Source organism: Mesorhizobium sp. M1273 (genome assembly GCF_040318195.1).
Lineage (GTDB): Bacteria > Pseudomonadota > Alphaproteobacteria > Rhizobiales > Rhizobiaceae > Mesorhizobium.
This window is the reverse complement of sequence record NZ_JAMYLV010000036.1, coordinates 18,510-36,021: the sequence shown is the minus strand read 5'-3', so window position 1 is coordinate 36,021 and position 17,512 is coordinate 18,510. Positions and strand designations below refer to the sequence as shown.

At 62.6% G+C, this 17,512-nt stretch carries 17 protein-coding genes; 11 read left to right on the top strand and 6 right to left on the bottom strand.

Annotated features, from left to right (window positions below):
• The first annotated feature begins 96 nt into the window (after window positions 1–96).
• On the top strand, window positions 97–450 hold the full coding sequence (locus NKH30_RS27300) for a hypothetical protein (protein WP_023679968.1): 354 nt from the start codon (window positions 97–99) through the stop codon (window positions 448–450).
• A gap of 1 nt (window position 451) precedes the next feature.
• Here the strand turns inward: NKH30_RS27300 and glmU are convergent, their stop codons facing one another.
• Together glmU and NKH30_RS27290 are read right to left on the bottom strand one after the other, a co-directional pair.
• A complete protein-coding gene (gene glmU / locus NKH30_RS27295; RefSeq protein ID WP_352997549.1) occupies window positions 452–1,813 on the bottom strand; it encodes a bifunctional UDP-N-acetylglucosamine diphosphorylase/glucosamine-1-phosphate N-acetyltransferase GlmU in 1,362 nt (453 codons plus the stop codon).
• A gap of 129 nt (window positions 1,814–1,942) precedes the next feature.
• Window positions 1,943–2,890 carry an AraC family transcriptional regulator gene (locus NKH30_RS27290; protein WP_352816705.1) on the bottom strand — a complete coding sequence of 316 codons (948 nt, stop codon included), beginning with the start codon at window positions 2,888–2,890 and terminating at the stop codon, window positions 1,943–1,945.
• 128 nt (window positions 2,891–3,018) lie between these two features.
• Between NKH30_RS27290 and NKH30_RS27285 the strand changes: the two genes are divergently transcribed.
• Complete coding sequence (locus tag NKH30_RS27285; protein WP_352997548.1) at window positions 3,019–3,912, top strand: SDR family oxidoreductase; 894 nt, start codon at window positions 3,019–3,021, stop codon at window positions 3,910–3,912.
• A 24-nt stretch (window positions 3,913–3,936) separates the two neighbouring features.
• Here the strand turns inward: NKH30_RS27285 and NKH30_RS27280 are convergent, their stop codons facing one another.
• Window positions 3,937–4,683, bottom strand: coding sequence for a cytochrome c biogenesis CcdA family protein (locus NKH30_RS27280; protein WP_352471765.1), 747 nt, complete (start codon window positions 4,681–4,683; stop codon window positions 3,937–3,939).
• A 187-nt stretch (window positions 4,684–4,870) separates the two neighbouring features.
• On the opposite strand from NKH30_RS27280, the gene NKH30_RS27275 reads away from it, so the two are divergent.
• The 9 genes from NKH30_RS27275 to rpmG all read left to right on the top strand — a co-directional run bounded on the left by NKH30_RS27275 (window position 4,871) and on the right by rpmG (window position 14,555).
• Window positions 4,871–5,248: a COG4315 family predicted lipoprotein gene (locus tag NKH30_RS27275; RefSeq protein ID WP_352540636.1), complete on the top strand. Its 378-nt coding sequence runs from the start codon at window positions 4,871–4,873 to the stop codon at window positions 5,246–5,248.
• A gap of 447 nt (window positions 5,249–5,695) precedes the next feature.
• A complete protein-coding gene (gene topA / locus NKH30_RS27270) occupies window positions 5,696–8,311 on the top strand; it encodes a type I DNA topoisomerase (RefSeq protein WP_352997547.1) in 2,616 nt (871 codons plus the stop codon).
• 6 nt (window positions 8,312–8,317) lie between these two features.
• Window positions 8,318–10,624 carry a ribonuclease R gene (gene rnr, locus NKH30_RS27265; RefSeq protein ID WP_502898793.1) on the top strand — a complete coding sequence of 769 codons (2,307 nt, stop codon included), beginning with the start codon at window positions 8,318–8,320 and terminating at the stop codon, window positions 10,622–10,624.
• A complete protein-coding gene (locus NKH30_RS27260; RefSeq protein ID WP_023679976.1) occupies window positions 10,624–11,076 on the top strand; it encodes a DUF983 domain-containing protein in 453 nt (150 codons plus the stop codon). Before rnr ends, NKH30_RS27260 begins: the two co-directional genes overlap by 1 nt.
• A 72-nt stretch (window positions 11,077–11,148) precedes the next feature.
• The gene (locus tag NKH30_RS27255; RefSeq protein ID WP_352502460.1) at window positions 11,149–11,883 is read left to right on the top strand and encodes an NUDIX hydrolase; all 735 of its coding nucleotides are present in this window, start codon (window positions 11,149–11,151) and stop codon (window positions 11,881–11,883) included.
• A gap of 16 nt (window positions 11,884–11,899) precedes the next feature.
• Window positions 11,900–13,075, top strand: coding sequence for an MFS transporter (locus NKH30_RS27250; RefSeq protein ID WP_352770286.1), 1,176 nt, complete (start codon window positions 11,900–11,902; stop codon window positions 13,073–13,075).
• 110 nt (window positions 13,076–13,185) lie between these two features.
• A complete protein-coding gene (locus NKH30_RS27245; protein WP_352471771.1) occupies window positions 13,186–13,647 on the top strand; it encodes a YqfO family protein in 462 nt (153 codons plus the stop codon).
• Between the two features lie 51 nt (window positions 13,648–13,698).
• Entirely contained in the window at window positions 13,699–14,067 is a 369-nt protein-coding gene (locus NKH30_RS27240) for a YybH family protein (protein WP_352471772.1), read from the top strand.
• 320 nt (window positions 14,068–14,387) lie between these two features.
• Window positions 14,388–14,555, top strand: coding sequence for a 50S ribosomal protein L33 (gene rpmG, locus NKH30_RS27235; protein WP_006201775.1), 168 nt, complete (start codon window positions 14,388–14,390; stop codon window positions 14,553–14,555).
• Window positions 14,556–14,622: 67 nt separating this feature from the next.
• On the opposite strand, the gene NKH30_RS27230 is transcribed toward rpmG, so the two are convergent.
• The 3 genes from NKH30_RS27230 to NKH30_RS27220 are packed head-to-tail and all read right to left on the bottom strand — an operon-like array spanning window position 14,623 to window position 17,466.
• Complete coding sequence (locus tag NKH30_RS27230) at window positions 14,623–15,690, bottom strand: ABC transporter ATP-binding protein (protein WP_352540640.1); 1,068 nt, start codon at window positions 15,688–15,690, stop codon at window positions 14,623–14,625.
• A gap of 4 nt (window positions 15,691–15,694) precedes the next feature.
• Window positions 15,695–16,543, bottom strand: a complete 849-nt coding sequence (locus NKH30_RS27225) for a carbohydrate ABC transporter permease (RefSeq protein ID WP_352613810.1) — start codon at window positions 16,541–16,543, stop codon at window positions 15,695–15,697.
• The gene (locus NKH30_RS27220) at window positions 16,543–17,466 is read right to left on the bottom strand and encodes a carbohydrate ABC transporter permease (protein ID WP_352613811.1); all 924 of its coding nucleotides are present in this window, start codon (window positions 17,464–17,466) and stop codon (window positions 16,543–16,545) included. Before NKH30_RS27220 ends, NKH30_RS27225 begins: the two co-directional genes overlap by 1 nt.
• Between the last annotated feature and the right edge of the window lie 46 nt (window positions 17,467–17,512).

Sequence of the window (17,512 nt, the reverse complement as noted above, 5' to 3'; positions counted from 1 at the left end):
CTTGCAATCCGGTTAGTGCAATTGCTCAGTTTCTCCGCTTATGTATCCTATCTCGGCTCAACGGCTCCAGAAATCAGTCAAAGACATGATGCGGCTATGAACGAACGAATTGACACGGTGACGCTTTGGCGTCCGGTTGGTCCCCGCGAACTGGAGTTGATCCAGAGGGCAGGGATGCGCGCCTTTCCTCCTCGACTTGCCGATCAGCCGATCTTCTATCCGGTTACCAGCGAGGCCTATGCCACCCAGATCGCCCGAGACTGGAACGTGCCCGCGAGCGGATCAGGTTTCGTGACGCGTTTCGAGGTGCGTCGCAGCTTTCTGGACCGTTACAGCGTCCAGCATGCCGGGAGCCGGGCGCATCTGGAATACTGGATCCCGGCCGAAGACCTGTCGGCCTTCAACGATGCAATCGTTGGCGAAATCCAGCTTGTCGCCGAGTTCCGCTAGTCTACCCTTTTTTGCGGGCCGCCGCGGCCTGAGAAAAACGCTCTCGCAACTCCTTGCCCTTGCCGGGTAGAGTCCGCTGGCGGGCGCGGCCGAAAGCCAGCGCATCGTCGGGTACGCTTTCGGTAATGACGCTGCCCGAGGCGATGTAGCCGCCCTTGCCGATCGACAACGGCGCCACCAGCGAGGAGTTCGAGCCTATGAAGGCGCCCTCGCCGATATCGGTGAAGAATTTCGAATAGCCGTCATAATTGCAGGTGATGGTGCCGGCGCCGATATTGGCGCCGGCACCGATGCGGGCATCGCCGATATAGGTCAGATGGTTGACCTTCGCGCCCTCCTCGACGATCGCCTGCTTGACCTCGCAGAAATTGCCGACCTTGGCCTTGGTTCTCAGATCGGCCCCGGGCCGCAGCCGCGCGAACGGCCCGACATCGCAATTCGACGCGATGGTGGCGCCTTCGATATGGCTGAAGGCGTGGATCTTGGCCCCCGTCGCGATTTTCACGCCCGGCCCGAACCAGACATTGGGTTCGACGATCGTATCGGCGCCGATCTCGGTGTCGTGCGAGAAGAACACAGTTTCGGGCGCGATCAGCGTAACGCCAGAAAGCATCGCCTCGCGCCGCCGGCGCTGCTGCCAGATACCTTCCGCCTGGGCAAGCTCGGCACGGTTGTTGATGCCGAGCGCGTTCTCGAAACTGGCTTCGGTGGCGACGACATCAAGTCCCTGCGCAGCGGCGATCTCGACGATGTCGGTGAGATAATACTCGCCCTTGGCGTTCTTGCTGCCGACTTGATCGAGCAGCTTCAGCGCGTGCCTGCCGGCGACCGCCATCAGCCCGCCATTGCAGAAGGTGATCTTTTTCTGCTCGTCCGAGCAGTCCTTCTCCTCGCGGATGGCCACGAGCTTGCCGGCCTTTTCGATAAGCCGGCCGTAGCCCGAAGGATTTTCCGTACGGAAGCCGACCACGACGACGGCCGCACCTTCCGCCAGCTTCAGCCTCGCCGCCGCTAGCGCTTCCGGATCGATCAACGGCGTGTCGCCAAACATCACCAAGATATCGTCATAACCTTTTGATATTGCTACACGTGCGGCAAGCACGGCGTGCGCGGTGCCGAGACGTTTTTCCTGAACGAAAGCCTCGGCCTTCGGCGCAAACTTGAGTGCAGCCTTGCGCATCTCATCGGCGCCATGGCCGATCACCAGCGCCAATTCGCCGCTGCCGGCGGCTTCGGCCGCCTTGACGACATGGGCAACCATCGGCAGGCCCGCGATTGTGTGCAGCACTTTCGGCACTGCACTCTTCATGCGCGTGCCTTCACCGGCGGCGAGGATGACGGACAGGCAGGATCTCTGGCTCATGGGGACAGCAACCGTTGAAGGGGTGTGGAATCGAAGCGTTAGTAGCACCGGCGCCATGCTGCACCAATGCGGTTAAATTCCGGTGAGACGGTGGAACCTCCAACCCGCGACACGCTCAAGCCGATCGGCTCAGGCGGCTTCCGCCTCGTTGCGTGATGCGAAGCGGGGTGCTCGGCCACGGCCGTATTGCCGTGGCGAGCAGTACATGACCCGCTTGAAGGCTGTGCTGAAGGCGCTTTCGGATTCGTAGCCGAGCGAAAGCGCTATGACGGCGACGGGATCGCTGGAATTCGTCAGCCGGTCGCCAGCCAGCAGCATTCGCCAGCGCGTCAAATAGTCCATCGGCGACGCGCCAACCGTCTCCTTGAATCTGAGCGCAAAGGTCGATCGCGACATGCCGGCCCGTTCCGCCAGTTCCTGTAGCGTCCAGCCATGCGCCGGATCGTCATGCATGGCGCTGATCGCCGCGCCGATCTGTTTGTCCGCGAGGGCAAAGAGCCAGCCGATGCCACCTTTCAATCCTTCCGAAAGATGCAGCCGCAGCGCCTGAACCAGCATCATGTGGGCGAGGTGCTGGATCATCAGAAAGCCGCCCGGCTGCGGCTCGCGCAGCTCCTGCATCATCCGCTCCACAGACCAGCGCAGCGCCGACTGGTCCGACTCTTTGCGGATATGCACAATGGCTGGCAGCATCCGCAACAGCATGCCGGCATGATTGCCGCCAAGCGCGAAGCGGCTGCTGACCAGAAAGAAATCACCACCGTCATTGTGGGTCACAACACCGCCGGCTCGCGCAGGCGGAAAAATCTTGACGGCTTCAACAGGCGTCAAGCTCATGTCGCTTGCAAGGCGGAAAGGCCGTCCACTCGGCAGCAGGAAGCTGTCTCCCGTCTCAAGGCGCACTGCGTCAGCAACACCCTCCACAGACAGCCAGCACCGGCCGGAGACCACCGCTCCGGTCTTGATGCTTTGCTGCTGGTCGGGGAACTGGATCGACCATTCACCACCAGCATCGAAACCGGCCGACATATAGTTTCGCGGCTTCAGCAGCGACAGCACATCTGAAAGGGGATCCACAGGTCATTCCGGACGATTGCGAAGATAATACGGACTTTACCGCATAGATCGTATTTTCTCAAGCGCCTATCACGACACAACTGAGCCGCGAAAATGGTCGTGGCCAGAAACGGACAGGAGAAGTCGTGATGCGTGTTTTCGTTACCGGAGCGACCGGATTCGTCGGTTCTGCCGTCGTTCAAGAACTCATCGGCGCCGGCCATCAGGTGCTCGGCCTCGCCCGCTCGGCGGCGTCGGCCAAGTCGCTTGCAGCCACCGGAGCCGAGGTGCATCGAGGTGACCTCGAAGACCTCGAAAGCCTCAGCAGGGGCGCAGCGGCAGCTGATGGAGTGATCCATACCGGCTTCAACCACGACTTCTCGAAGTTCGCGCAAAACTGCGAGATGGACCGGTGCGCCATCGAGGCCTTGGGCGGTGCACTCGAAGGCTCCGAGCGGCCCCTGCTCGTCACCTCCGGGACCGCGCTCCAGGCGCGGGGCCGTATCGCGACCGAGGAAGATGCGCCTGTCCCATCTTCCGCTTCGTATCCCCGCGCCTCCGAAGCGACAGCCGCCGCGCTGGCGGCACGCGGCGTGCGCGCGTCGGTTGTGCGCCTTCCTCCGTCGGTCCATGGCCAAGGCGACCACGCTTTTGTTCCTATTCTCATCGACCTCGCTCGCAAGAAGGGCGTGTCGGCCTATATCGGCGAAGGGCTCAATCGCTGGCCTGCCGTGCATCGGTTCGATGCAGCCCGCGTTTACCGGCTTGCGCTCGAGCATGGAGCCGGTGGCGGGCGATATCACGCGATCGCCGAAGAAGGCGTGCCGTTCAAGGACATCGCCGGCGTGATCGGCCGGCGCCTGAACGTGCCGGTCGTCGCCAAGTCCGCGGAAGAAGCCGCCGATCATTTTGGCTGGTTCGCTATGTTCGCGGCGATGGATGTCCCGACCTCGAGCGAACGGACCCAGGCGCTGCTGGGGTGGCAGCCGAGCGGACCCGGGCTGATCGCTGATATCGACCAGCCGGGCTATTTCGAAGGCTGAACAGACCCATGTCGGGCGGCAAACCTATCCCAATTGCCCCAGCACCGGAAAATTCTCGAGCAACCAATAGGACACCGCCTGCACGCCGCCGGTCAGGAAAAAAACGCCGGCGACCACCAGCAACGCGCCGATGGCCTTTTCGACGCGGCCGAGATGGACGCGGAATTTCCCGAGAAAGCGCATGAAGGCGCCTGAAAACAGCGCCGCAACGAGGAAGGGAATACCGAGGCCGAGCGAATAGGCGGCGAGCAGCAGCGCGCCCTCGCCCACCGTCTCGCGGCCGCCGGCAAGCGTCAGGATCGGCCCCAGCACCGGGCCGATACAGGGCGTCCAGCCAAAGGCGAAGGCCAGGCCCATGACGTAAGCGGCGATCAGGCTGGCCGGCTTGCCTTGTGACTGGAAGCGCGCCTCGCGTGAAAGCAAAGGGATGCGCAGTACGCCGAGGAAATTCAGCCCCATCAGGATGATCAGCACGCCTGCCGCCATTGCCAGCGGCTCCTGCCAGACTCGCAGCAAATGGCCGATGGTCGAGGCGCCGGCGCCGAGCGCGACGAAGACGGTCGAGAAGCCGAGCACGAAGGCGATTGAGGAATTAATCAGCGCGCCTCGCGCGCCGGCCTTTGCCGTAATGCCGGCCTCGCCGCGGAAATCGTCGACCGACACGCCGGCCATATAGCACAGGTAAGGCGGCACCAGCGGCAGCACGCAGGGGGACAGGAAGGAAATTGCTCCCGCCCCGATCGCACTGACATAGCCGACGTCCAATGCCATTTCCGTCTCCCGATGACTGCGCAGCCATATAGCCGCGACAACAGCCGTCCGCCAATCACCATCGCGTGGCCCCATCACATTGGGTAGCAAGTCGACGCCCGCCCGGGAAGAAAGGGCGGCCAGGCAGCGTTGATCAAACGAAACTGCGTTGTTCCGCGCGCTTTTCGAATGATCCAGGGAGAAGTCCATGAAAACGATCGCAATTGGCATGGCCGCGCTTTTGCTCGGCACTGCCGCATCCTTCGCTGCCGAGGCGTGGAAGGAAGCGGAGGTCGGCGGCACCAAGATCTACACCGACGCCAGCGGCATGACGCTCTACACCTACGACAAGGACGAGGCGGGCAAGTCGAACTGCTACGACAAATGCGCCGCCAATTGGCCGCCGCTGAAGGCTGACGCCAACGCCAAGGCCGAGAGCGAGTGGACGATCGTCGACCGCACCGACGGCACCAGGATGTGGGCCTACGAAGGTAAGCCGCTCTACACGTTCATCAAGGACAAGAAGGCCGGCGACGTGACCGGCGAGGGTGTCGGCGGCGTCTGGCATATCGCCAAGGCCGACTAGGCCTTGAGCTTCTGATCGGCCGTAACGGGCGGTAACACGGCTGGTCGCTGGGAACTCGACCCAACCGCCCCGGCGGCCAGCTTTTCAGCACGGTACTTCCTTGCGACTGTCCGAGCAAAATGCCGGGCAAGCGATTGCGCGCTTTACAGCATCTGTTCAAGCAGGGCTGGCGCGTGCTCGATGTTTCTCTTATATCCGCGGGAGAGTTTGTCCCGTTCTCCAGGATCAATTGCCGGGTTTGTCCAGCGATAGGCTGCTCATTTCCCTTGTCCAGGATTGCGGAAATCGCATGGCGCGCCGTTGGGTTGCGCATTCGGTACAGGGCCGCATTTTGACTGCTTGGCCTTGACCGGATGCAAAAGCGCGGCCATGTGAGCGACACATTGAACGAGATTTCGTCGCGCGCAGCGGAATTCTTCTGCCGCATCACAACTGATATGAGACCGTATGGACGTCGTCGTCGTCGAATCGCCGGCCAAGGCGAAGACAATCAACAAGTACCTCGGCAAGAACTACAAGGTTCTGGCCTCGTTCGGCCATGTCCGCGATCTGCCGGCCAAGGATGGCTCGGTGCGTCCGGATGAGGACTTTGCCATGTCCTGGGCCGTCGACACCGCGTCTGGAAAGCGTCTCGCCGATATCGCCAAGGCGGTCAAGGACGCCGACGGGCTGATCCTCGCCACCGATCCGGACCGCGAGGGCGAAGCGATCTCCTGGCATGTCCTGGAAGTGCTGAAGCAAAAGCGCGCGTTGAAGGACAAGCCGGTCAGCCGCGTCGTCTTCAACGCCATCACCAAGGCGTCCGTGCTGGAGGCGATGGCCAATCCGCGCCAGATCGACGCGCCGCTGGTCGATGCCTATCTCGCTCGCCGCGCGCTCGACTATCTGGTCGGCTTCACGCTGTCGCCCGTGCTGTGGCGCAAGCTGCCCGGCGCCCGCTCCGCCGGCCGCGTCCAGTCGGTGGCGCTGCGTCTGGTCTGCGACCGCGAATCCGAGATCGAGCGCTTCATCCGCGAGGAATACTGGCAGGTCGCCGCCATTCTCGGTACGCCGCGCAAGGATAATTTCGAGGCGCGGCTGACCGCCTTCGAGCGCAAGAAGCTGCAAAAGCTCGACATTTCCAACAAGGCGCAGGCCGACGACATCAAAGCGATGCTCGAAGGCGCCAGCTTCAAGGCGGCGTCGGTCGAAGCCAAGCCGACCAAGCGCAATCCCGGGCCGCCCTTCACCACCTCGACGCTGCAGCAGGCAGCCTCATCGGGCCCCGGCTTTTCGGCCAACCGCACCATGCAGGTGGCTCAGCGGCTCTATGAGGGCATGGAGATCGGCGGTGAGACCACTGGCCTGATCACCTACATGCGAACCGACGGCGTGCAGATGGCGCCGGAGGCGATCTCTGCCGCGCGCGATGCGATTGCCAAGGAATTCGGCCCTAAATACCTGCCTGAAAAGCCGCGCTACTATTCCGCCAAGGCCAAGAACGCCCAGGAGGCGCACGAAGCGATCCGTCCGACCGATTTCATGCGCACGCCGGCTTCCGTCAGGCAGTATCTCGACGCTGACCAGGCGCGGCTTTACGAGATGATCTGGAAACGCGCCATCGCCAGCCAGATGCAGCCGGCCGAGATAGAGCGCACCACGGTCGAGGTCGAGGCCATCAACGGCCCGCGCACCGCCGAGCTTCGTGCTGTAGGCTCGGTTGTTCGCTTCGACGGCTTCCTTGCCGCTTACATCGAGCAGAAGGAAGAAGATTCGGAAGACGAGGAAAGCCGCCGCCTGCCCGAGATCCGTGCCGGCGAGCAGCTCACACGCGAGGCGATCAACGCCACCCAGCACACCACCGAGCCGCCGCCGCGTTATTCGGAAGCTTCGCTGATCAAGAAGCTGGAAGAGTTGGGCATCGGCCGGCCGTCGACTTATACGGCGATCCTGAAGACGCTCGAGGATCGTGACTATGTCACCATCGACAAGCGCAAGCTGGTGCCGCAGGCCAAGGGCCGGCTATTGTCGGCCTTCCTCGAAAGCTTCTTCGAGCGTTATGTCGAGTACGACTTCACCGCTTCGCTGGAGGAAAAGCTCGATGAGATTTCCGACGGCAAGCTCGCATGGAAGGACGTGCTGCGCGATTTCTGGAAGGATTTTTCCGGCGCTGTCGCCGACATCAAGGAGTTGCGCGTCACCGACGTCCTCGATGCATTGAACGAGGAACTGGCGCCGCTGGTCTTTCCCGCGCGGGAAGACGGTTCGAACCCGCGCATCTGTCCGAAATGCGGTACCGGCAACCTGTCGCTGAAGCTCGGCAAGTTCGGCGCCTTCGTCGGCTGTTCGAACTATCCCGAATGCTCCTTCACCCGCCAGCTCGGCGACGCCGCCAATCCCAATGGCGAGAACGGCGGTGGTGAAGACGGCACCAAAGTGCTCGGCAAGGACCCCTATACCGCCGAGGAGATCACGCTGCGCAATGGCCGGTTCGGCCCCTATATCCAGCGCGGCGACGGCAAGAATGCCAAGCGCTCCAGCCTACCCAAGGGCTGGACGGTCGATTCGATCGATCACGAAAAGGCGCTCGCCTTGTTGTCGCTGCCGCGCGACGTCGGCAAGCATCCGGAATCCGGCAAGATGATTTCGGCCGGGCTGGGGCGCTACGGGCCGTTCGTGCTGCATGACGGCACCTACGCCAATCTCGACAGCATCGAGGACGTGTTCTCGATCGGCCTCAATCGCGCCGTCTCGGTGATCGCCGAGAAGCAATTGAAGGGCAAAGGCGGCCGCAATGGCGGCACAGCCGCTGCGCTCAAGGAACTAGGCGAGCATCCTGCCGGCGGCGGCAAAATAGTCGTGCGCGACGGCAAATACGGGCCTTATGTGAATTTCGGCAAGGTCAATGCGACGCTGCCGAAGGGCAAGGATCCGCAATCGGTGACGATCGAGGATGCGGTGGCGCTCATTGCGGAAAAGGAAGCCAAGGGCGGCAACGGTGCCAGGAAGCCCTTCCGCAAAGCGGCCGCGCCTGCGAAGAAACCGGCTGCGGCCAAAAAACCGGCGGCCAGGAAAAAGGGATAGGACGGGTTGGCGCGCAAAGTCTCCGGAAGAAGCCACGGCGATCTGCGCACCGCCGATACCCGTGCCAAGGTCAGGGACAATTACCGGCCTTCACGCGACGAGATACTGCGTTACATCGCCGAAAATCCGGACCGCGCCGGAAAACGCGACATCGCCAAGGCGTTTGCGCTGCGCGGCGAAGACCGTATCTGGCTGAAGGACGTCTTGCGCGACCTGCAGGATGAAGGCCTGCTGACCAAGGAGCGCAAGCGGCTTGCCCGTGTCGGCGCCCTGCCCCACGTCGCGGTGCTCGACATCTTCGGCCGTGACGCCGACGGTGTGCTGCTGGCGCACCCGACCGAAGCGATTGGCAATGGCGAACCTCCGGTCATAGCGATCCGCGTGTCGCGCGGCGGCAATGGCCCGACGCCGGGCATCGGCGACCGCGTGCTGGCCAAGACCTTTCCGACCGACGATCCGGCAGGCCCGGCCTATACGGGCCGGGTGATGAAGATATTCGAGAAGCGCACCGATGCGGTTCTCGGCGTTTTCCGTGTGCTGAAGGACGGCACGTTCCGCATCGAACCGGTGGAAAGGCGTCAGCCGGAGCTGGTCGTCGACAAGGAATTCCAGAACGGCGCCAAGAACGGCGACCTGGTCGAGGTCGAGCCGGCACGGGCCTCGCGCTACGGGCTGCCGCGAGCCAAGGTTCTGGCGGTGTTGGGGTCGCTGACCAGCGAAAAGGCGGTCTCGATGATCGCCATCCACGCACACGACATTCCGCATATTTTCCCAGCCGACGTCATCGCCCAGGCGGAGGCGGTCAAGCCGGCGACGCTTGCCGGCCGCGAGGATTGGCGCGAGCTGCCGCTGCTCACCATCGATCCGGCCGATGCCAAGGATCATGACGACGCGGTGTTCGCCATGCCTGACACCGACGAGAAGAACGCCGGCGGCGTGATTGTCACCGTCGCCATTGCCGATGTCGCTGCATACGTGCGCTATGGCACGGCGCTCGATCGCGAAGCGCTGAAGCGCGGCAATTCGGTCTATTTTCCCGACCGAGTCGTACCGATGCTGCCGGAGCGCATCTCGAACGACCTCTGTTCACTGCGCGAGGGCCAGGATCGTCCGGCGATAGCGGTGCGTATGACTTTCTCGGCCGATGGCCACAAACTCAGACATTCCTTCCATCGCGTCATGATGAAGTCGGCGGCGAAACTCGCCTATCAGCAGGCGCAAGCGGCGATCGACGGCGCACCGGACGACACGACTGGCCCGATCCTCGATACGGTGCTGAAGCCGCTATGGGACGCCTACGCGATCCTGAAGCGCGGCCGCGACACCCGCCAGCCGCTCGAACTCGATCTGCCCGAGCGCAAGATCCTGCTCAAGCAGGACGGCACCGTCGACAAGGTCGTCGTGCCGGAGCGGCTCGACGCGCACAAACTGATCGAAGAGTTCATGATCCAGGCCAATGTCGCCGCCGCCGAGACACTCGAGGCGAAGCGCCAGGCGCTGGTCTACCGCATCCACGATGCGCCCTCGCTCGCCAAGCAGGAATCGCTGCGTGAATTCCTGCAGACGCTCGGCCTGTCGCTGGCGCGCGGCGCGCAAATGCTGCCGAACCAGTTCAACGGCATCCTCGCTCGCGTGCGCGGCGCCGATAATGAGGGGCTGGTCAACGAAGTGGTGCTGCGCTCGCAGAGCCAGGCCGAATATTCGCCCGCCAATATCGGCCATTTCGGCCTCAACCTGAAGCGCTACGCGCATTTCACCTCGCCGATCCGTCGCTATGCCGACCTGATCGTGCATCGTGGGCTGATTGCCGCACTCGGCCTTGGTCCGGGGGGCCTGACGCAGGACGAGGCGGAGCGGCTGGAAGAGGTCTCGGCGCTGATTTCGGCGACCGAGCGGCGCGCGATGGCCGCCGAGCGCGACACGGTCGACCGGCTGATCGCCGCCTATCTCGCCGAGCGCATCGACGACCGTTTCGACGCCCGCATCTCGGGCGTCACCAAATCGGGCCTGTTTGTCCAATTGCCGCAGTACGGCGCGGATGGCTTCATTCCGGTTTCAACCCTGGGCGGCGACTACTATATATACGACGAAACTGCTCGATCGCTTTTCGGAGAACGCACCGGCAAGGGCTATCAGCTTGCTGATCGCGTCGAGGTTCGCCTGATCGAGGTGGCGCCGATGGCCGGCGCGATGCGTTTCGAGATGCTGACCGAGCCAAAGCCGCTGCCCGGCTCCAAACGGTCGTTCCACAAGGCCAAAGGCCGCGCCCGGGCGTCGCAATCGCGTCCAGGCTCGCGCGGCAGGAGACGATAATGCCAACAGAACTGCAGGTGGAAGAACGGATTTTCGGTGGCGAACATCACTCGGGCCGGACCGCCCGGCCGCTATGGACGGCAATGAAGCGCGGTATGCTCGGCCGCTGCCCGCATTGCGGCGAGGGCAAGCTGTTTCGCGCCTTCGTCAAGACCGTCGACAAATGCGATCATTGCGGCGAGGAGCTCCACCACCATCGCGCCGACGACCTGCCGGCCTATCTCGTGGTCGTCATTGTCGGCCACATCGTGCTCGGGGCCTTCATGGGTGTCGAGGCGACCTCGACGCTGTCTACCTGGCAGCACATCGCCATCTGGGTGCCATTGACCATCATTCTGGCCGTCGTCCTGCTGCAACCGGTCAAGGGCGCTGTCATCGGCCTGCAATGGGCGTTTTATATGCACGGCTTTGGCGGTGAAGAAGATCTGATCGAGTCGCATCCCGAGGCTTGAAACCGAGGCTGGCGCAATCGGCATGGCTGGACGCCACTTTCGCATCGGAGAAGATTCCGCTAGGTCGACCGCATGGACGTTATGACCAAGGCGGAAGTCGACAAGGTTGAGCGGATCGCGCTCGAGGCCAAGCCTATACGCCCACGCGACGCCGCGACGCTGATCCTGCTCGACCGCAAAGGCGACGAATTCCTGGTGCTGATGGGCCGGCGCCACGCCGGTCATGCCTTCATGCCGGGAAAATTCGTGTTTCCTGGCGGCCGCACAGATCCGGCCGACAGCCGCATCTCAATAGCCACCGCACTTCATCCCGAGGAAGAAGCGAGATTGACCGCTGGTATCGGTCGCACCAGCCCGGCTCGCGCCCGCGCGATTGCCCTGTCGGCAATCCGCGAAACCTATGAGGAGGCCGGCCTGCTGATCGGTCAAAAAGGCGTGTTCGCAACCGCCAGGCGCGACTGGCAGGGCTTTGTCGAACACGGGGTCATCCCATCACTGCAAGCGCTGCGCTTCGTCGCACGCGCCATCACCCCGCCCAACCGGGTGCGCCGCTTCGATACGCGCTTTCTCGCCGCATGGCGCGACGATGTCGCCGTTGAACTGCCGGGTGGCGGTCCGACCAACGAGTTGGAGGACGTCGTTTGGCTGCCGCTGGCCAAGGCCAGGCAAGCCGATATTCCAGACATCACGCGCACGGTCCTGGAGGAACTGGAAATGCGGCTCGCCTGGGATCCGTTGCTGAGCCCCGGCAGTCCCGTGCCGTTCTACCGGCTTGTCCGCAATCGCTTCGTCCGCGAAATTCTCTAGAGCAGCCAGGCATTCCATGACAGTCGATACCCAGCCGCAGGGCAAGGAACGCGTACACTGGCTGCCGATGGTCGCGGCGATCTCGTCGATCAGCGTCGTCGGCATTGCCATCGGCCTTGGCATGCCGCTGCTCAGCGTGATCCTGGAAACGCGTGGCCATTCCGCGTCGATGATCGGTCTCAACACCGCGGTCGCCGGCCTCGCCTCTATCGCCGGCGCGCCGCTCGCCACCCCGCTTGCCATGCGGTTCGGGGTCGCCTGGACGATGCTTGCCATGATCGCCGCCGGGGCGCTGGCCTTTGTCGGTTTCCATTTCGCGCCAGCTTTCTGGATGTGGTTTCCGCTGCGCGTGCTGCTGCATATCGCGCTGACGGTGCTGTTCATCCTGTCGGAATTCTGGATCAGCACCTCGGCGCCGCCACACCGGCGCGGACTGGTCCTCGGCATCTATGCCACCGTGCTGTCTCTCGGCTTTGCCGCCGGGCCTTGGCTGTTCGCCCATCTCGGCAGCAGTGGCTTCCTGCCCTTCGGCGTTACCATCGCCTTGGTTACGCTCGCTGCCATACCGGTCCTGGCGGCACGCAACGAGAGCCCGACGATCGTCTCGGACGGCGAAACCAGCAATTTCCTGCGTTACATCTGGCTGGTGCCGACGGCGACCGCCGCCGTGCTGGTGTTCGGCGCGGTCGAGACCGGCGGCTTTGCACTGTTCCCGGTCTACGGTAGCCGCATCGGCTACTCAGAGGCGGACGCCGCCCTTTTGCTCACCATGATCGGGCTTGGCAACGTGCTGTTGCAGATCCCGATCGGCATGATCAGCGACCGCGTAAGCGACCGTCGCTATCTGCTGATGGCCTGTGCCACCGTCGGGCTTGCCGGTACGGTCTTCATGCCGTACTTCGCGCAGAACTGGCATTTGATGGCAGCGCTTCTGTTCGTCTGGGGCGGTGTGGTCGCTGCCATGTACACAATCGGCCTGGCGCATCTCGGCTCGCAGCTTTCCGGCCACGAATTGGCCTCCGCCAACGCCGCCTTCGTGCTCTGCTACGGCGTCGGCATGGTGCTTGGCCCGCAGGCGATCGGCATCGGCATGGACGCTTTCGGGCCGTCGGGCTTCGGTTGGGCGCTCGGCCTGTTCTTCGCCTGCTATATCGTGCTGGTCGGCACCAGGCTGCTCCACAAAATCCTCTGACTCGGCCCAGCTGCCGACATCGCTCCCACTGCTGACCAACTCCTGACACAACCATGTCAGGAGGGCTCGAGTATATGCTCCCCCAAAGTGCATAAGCAGGGAGACCTCGGATGATCGATAGTGGCTTTGAAACGAAATCGCTGCGGATGGAATTGCTGCTGCTGGTGACCTTTCAGGCACCGGCAGCCGATGTCGACCGCATCATGGAGGCGGTGGTCGCGATCGCGCCGCTCGAAATGGGCAAATATGACAGCAATGCCTTTCAGTCGGCGGACGGCATCGAACGTTACCGGCCGCTTGAAGGTGCCGCCGCCGGCGCCGAGACGGAATTGCGCAGGCGGTCGGGGACTGTCGAGGTGTCGTTCGAACTGCCTGATGACCAGAAGCTCGCCGCACGCGTCGTCGAGGCGATTTATCAGGTTCACAGCTATCAGGAACCGGTGATCCGCATTCAGCCACTGCTTGCCAGCCGCTCCAAGGGTCTCGACGACCGCACCAACCCTAACCGCTGGTGGAACACGACGGGAGACTGGAAGAAGGCGTTACAACCGGAAACCGTCGCGGCGGAGTGACCGGAACCTGGTCGTATCTCGGTTTGAATCTGGCTGTCAGGAAGCCTGCCGATGAATGATGAAGCAAACCGCAAACCGGCAAGCGATCCCCAGGACCTGGCGCGGCTATTGGTTTCTCGCGAGCAAGCGGGAGACGCGGAAGGAATGGCTGCTCTTTACGAACCCGGTGCCATCCTCGACACCGGCAACGGACAGTTGGCCTGCGGCAGAGATGCCATCCGCCGATTTTACGCCAAGTTGGTGGCAGCGGGACGAAAGTTTGATCTCGGAGATCAGCGTCCGGCTATCATCAACAGGGATTTGGCGCTCACTTCCACGCGCCTTGCCGATGGCACCGTAACTGCGGAAATCGCTCGCCGGCAAGGTGACGGGAACTGGCTTTGGGTGATCGATCAGCCGTCCATCGCTCGATACTCATAGCCAGCATTCAAACTGAGACGCCACCCGGAGGACGGCCGGAGGCACACAGGAGCCTCCCGCGGCTGTCGGCACCCAATCAAATTGTCGGGTTTTGGTAGCACATCAATGTCCGGTTCGTCCCCAGCCTCCATCGGCTGGCAATAAACCCGGACAACTCATGTGCTACCTAATCCGGACAACTCATCTGCTTACGACACAGAACCTGGACAAGGGTTGACTTTCCGGGCGCGTTCTTTATGTGTCGCGGCAAGTTTCCCGCGTCCGGGTGTTTCCCGTGCTCCAGCGGCCAAAACTCCACGAACATTCAACGGACGAACATCATGGCCAAAGCCGCAAACATCAAGATCAAGCTTCTGTCGACCGCCGACACCGGTTTCTTCTACGTGACCAGCAAAAACAGCCGCACCAAGACGGACAAGCTGTCGTTCCGCAAATACGACCCGGTCGCCAAGAAGCACGTCGAATTCAAGGAAACCAAGATCAAGTAATCGGGTTTTTCTCGCAGTACCGAAACGCCGCCTTCCGGGCGGCGTTTTTCATTTCGGGGATACAGGGCTAGCCGATGCGATCGCCGCTTGCCGGATCGAACAGATGGAGCGATGCCGGATCAGCCGACAGGCGCACGGCCTCACCCGGCTTCACGCTGGCCCGGCCCATGGCAAACACGCAGACCTGCTGGCCGGCAAGCCTGGCATAGAACTGGGTGGACAGGCCGAGCGGCTCCACGACACCCACCTCGCCCTTCAGCGCGCCATTGTCGGCGAGCCGGATATGCTCGGGCCGCAAGCCGACGGTGATCGCATCGCCATCCCTGAGCGGCAGGCCGTCCGGCAGCCTCAGCTTCTGGCCGTCGGCCAGGATGGCATCCGGCTTGGCGCCCTTTTCAACCACGGCAGACAGAAAATTCATGCCGGGCGAGCCGATGAACCCGGCGACGAACATGTTGACCGGCCGGTCGTACAGATCGAGCGGCACACCGACCTGCTGGACGAGGCCGTCATGCATGACGACAATGCGGTCGGCCATTGTCATCGCTTCGGTCTGGTCGTGGGTGACATAGACTGAAGTGGTCTTCAATTGCTGGTGCAGCGCCTTGATCTCGGCACGCATGTGAACGCGCAGCTTGGCATCGAGGTTCGAAAGCGGCTCGTCGAAGAGAAAGACCTTCGGGTCGCGTACGATGGCACGGCCCATGGCGACGCGCTGACGCTGGCCGCCGGACAATTGCCGAGGCAGGCGCTGCAGAAGCGCATCGAGCCCGAGCCGCTTGGCGGCCCCGTCCACCCTTGCATCGATCACCGGCTTCCCGGCCTTCCTCAGCATCAGGCTGAAGCCCATGTTCTTCGACACGTCCATGTGCGGATAGAGCGCGTAGGACTGGAATACCATGGCAATGTCGCGGTCCTTTGGCGCCATATCGTTGACCAGGCGCTCACCAATATGGATTTCGCCGTCGGAGACCTCCTCCAGCCCGGCGATCATACGCAGCAGTGTCGACTTCCCGCAGCCGGACGGGCCGACCAGAACGACGAACTCGCCGTCGGCGATTTCGAGATCGACTGCGTGCAGAACGCGCACCGCTCCATAGTCTTTGCGGACTTTGTCAAGTGTAACGGAGGCCATCGATCTATCCCTTGACAGCGCCGGCGGTAAGGCCGGTGACGAGGTAGCGTTGCAGGAAGGCAAAGAAGACGCAGACCGGGATCAGCGCCAGGATGGAAGCCGCCATCATCTGTCCCCAGTCGACCGCGAATTTGCCGATATAGGTGAGCAGGCCGACCGCGAAGGTCTTCTGGTCGTCGCTGGAAATCAGCATCAGCGCAAACAGCAACTCGCTCCAGGCGGCGGTAAAGACGAAGCCGAGCGTCGCGCCCATGCCGGGCAGCGTCAGCGGCACGATCACCTTGCGCATCGCCTGCAGGCGCGTGCAGCCGTCGATCATGGCTGCCTCTTCCAGGTCTCTCGGGATGCCGTCGAAGAAAGATTGCATCAGGAAGGTCGCAAAGGCCGTATTGAACGCGGTGTAGATGATGACGAGGCCGGTCAGGCTGTTGATGAGGCCGATCTGTCCCATGATGCGGTAGATCGGCGGAATGACCATCACCAGCGGAAAAGTCTGGGTGAGCAAAAGCAGGATGGCCAGGGTCGCCTTGCCGCGGAAGGAAAATCGCGACATGGCGTAGCCGGCCAGCGTGGCAATGACCGTTACGAAGGCTGCCGTCGAAACCGAAACGATAACGCTGTTCAGGAAGTAACGCGGGAAATCGCTGGCTTCGAGCACGGTGACGAAGTTCTGCAGCGTCGTTTGCGACGGCCAGAAAGTGATGCCTTCGGAATAGAGCAGCCGCTCCGGCGTGACCGAGATCTTCAACGTCCAGAAGATCGGGAACAGCGCGAAGGCCATATAGGCGGCGATGGCGCCGTAAAGGCCGATACCGCCGAGGACGCGCGAGGAAGCGGAGCGTCCGGCAATCATCAGACGTGCCTCACCAGCGAACGGCGGATGCCGATAAGCGCAACCGCGTAGACGATGAGCAGCACAAGCAGCAGGACCGCCACTGCGGAGGCATAGCCTTTGTCCAGCGACTTGAACGCGCTGACATAGATATAGACCGGCACTGTGGCGGTCGAACCGGCAGGCCCGCCTTCGGTCATGACGAAGATCAGGTCGGCGAATGTGGCGATCCATATCGTGCGCAGCATGACGGTAATGACGATGGTCGGCGCCAGGAACGGCAGCGTCACCTTGGTGAAGCGCTGCCACGGCGAGGCGCCGTCGATCGCCGCCGCCTCATGCAGTTCTGACGGGATCGACTTCAACGCCGCCAAAAGGGTGATGGCAAAAAAGGGAATGCCGAACCAGACATTGGCGACGATCGGCCCCCACATGGCTGTCGAGGGATCGGAGAGCACGTTGGTTGGCTCGGCTTTCAGCCCCAAGGCGTAGAGCCAATGCGGCAGCGGCCCGATGATCGGGTTGAACAGCCAGGCCCAGGTCAGGCCCGAGAGGAAGGACGGTACCGCCCAAGGCAGGAACACCACGGCCTGCACGATCTTTCTGCCCCGGAACGGCGTATCGAGCAGCAGCGCCAGGCCAAGTCCAAGGAAAAATTGGAAGAACAGGCTGGCTGCCGTCCACCATAGCGTGTTGACGAGCGCCTGCCCGAGCACAGGATCCGACAGCATCGCCTGATACTGCCCAAGCCCGACATATTCGGATTTGAAAGCGGAGAATTTGCGGAACGAGTAGCCGACACCGATAACCAGCGGCACCAGGAGCACGACGACCAGCAGCGCGATCGCCGGGCTGAGATAGAGCCAAGGCTCGATCACGGCATGGGATAGCCGCTTCTTTCGCGGCCTGCCGGCGGATCGGATTTCGGACACGGCATAGGTCATTGGTACTGGATCGTCTCCTGGGTAACCACGGGCTGGCGACAGCGCC

Bases quoted from the DNA above. Each gene is read 5' to 3' on its own strand.
- NKH30_RS27275 (WP_352540636.1), top strand. From the start codon at position 4,871: ATGAAAACGATCGCAATTGGCATGGCCGCGCTTTTGCTCGGCACTGCC.
- NKH30_RS27230 (WP_352540640.1), bottom strand. From the start codon at position 15,690: ATGGCCTCCGTTACACTTGACAAAGTCCGCAAAGACTATGGAGCGGTG.
- NKH30_RS27255 (WP_352502460.1), top strand. From the start codon at position 11,149: ATGGACGTTATGACCAAGGCGGAAGTCGACAAGGTTGAGCGGATCGCG.
- topA (WP_352997547.1), top strand. From the start codon at position 5,696: ATGGACGTCGTCGTCGTCGAATCGCCGGCCAAGGCGAAGACAATCAAC.
- NKH30_RS27220 (WP_352613811.1), bottom strand. From the start codon at position 17,466: ATGACCTATGCCGTGTCCGAAATCCGATCCGCCGGCAGGCCGCGAAAG.
- rpmG (WP_006201775.1), top strand. From the start codon at position 14,388: ATGGCCAAAGCCGCAAACATCAAGATCAAGCTTCTGTCGACCGCCGAC.
- NKH30_RS27240 (WP_352471772.1), top strand. From the start codon at position 13,699: ATGAATGATGAAGCAAACCGCAAACCGGCAAGCGATCCCCAGGACCTG.
- NKH30_RS27260 (WP_023679976.1), top strand. From the start codon at position 10,624: ATGCCAACAGAACTGCAGGTGGAAGAACGGATTTTCGGTGGCGAACAT.
- NKH30_RS27300 (WP_023679968.1), top strand. From the start codon at position 97: ATGAACGAACGAATTGACACGGTGACGCTTTGGCGTCCGGTTGGTCCC.
- NKH30_RS27225 (WP_352613810.1), bottom strand. From the start codon at position 16,543: ATGATTGCCGGACGCTCCGCTTCCTCGCGCGTCCTCGGCGGTATCGGC.
- NKH30_RS27250 (WP_352770286.1), top strand. From the start codon at position 11,900: ATGACAGTCGATACCCAGCCGCAGGGCAAGGAACGCGTACACTGGCTG.
- NKH30_RS27285 (WP_352997548.1), top strand. From the start codon at position 3,019: ATGCGTGTTTTCGTTACCGGAGCGACCGGATTCGTCGGTTCTGCCGTC.
- NKH30_RS27245 (WP_352471771.1), top strand. From the start codon at position 13,186: ATGATCGATAGTGGCTTTGAAACGAAATCGCTGCGGATGGAATTGCTG.
- glmU (WP_352997549.1), bottom strand. From the start codon at position 1,813: ATGAGCCAGAGATCCTGCCTGTCCGTCATCCTCGCCGCCGGTGAAGGC.
- NKH30_RS27280 (WP_352471765.1), bottom strand. From the start codon at position 4,683: ATGGCATTGGACGTCGGCTATGTCAGTGCGATCGGGGCGGGAGCAATT.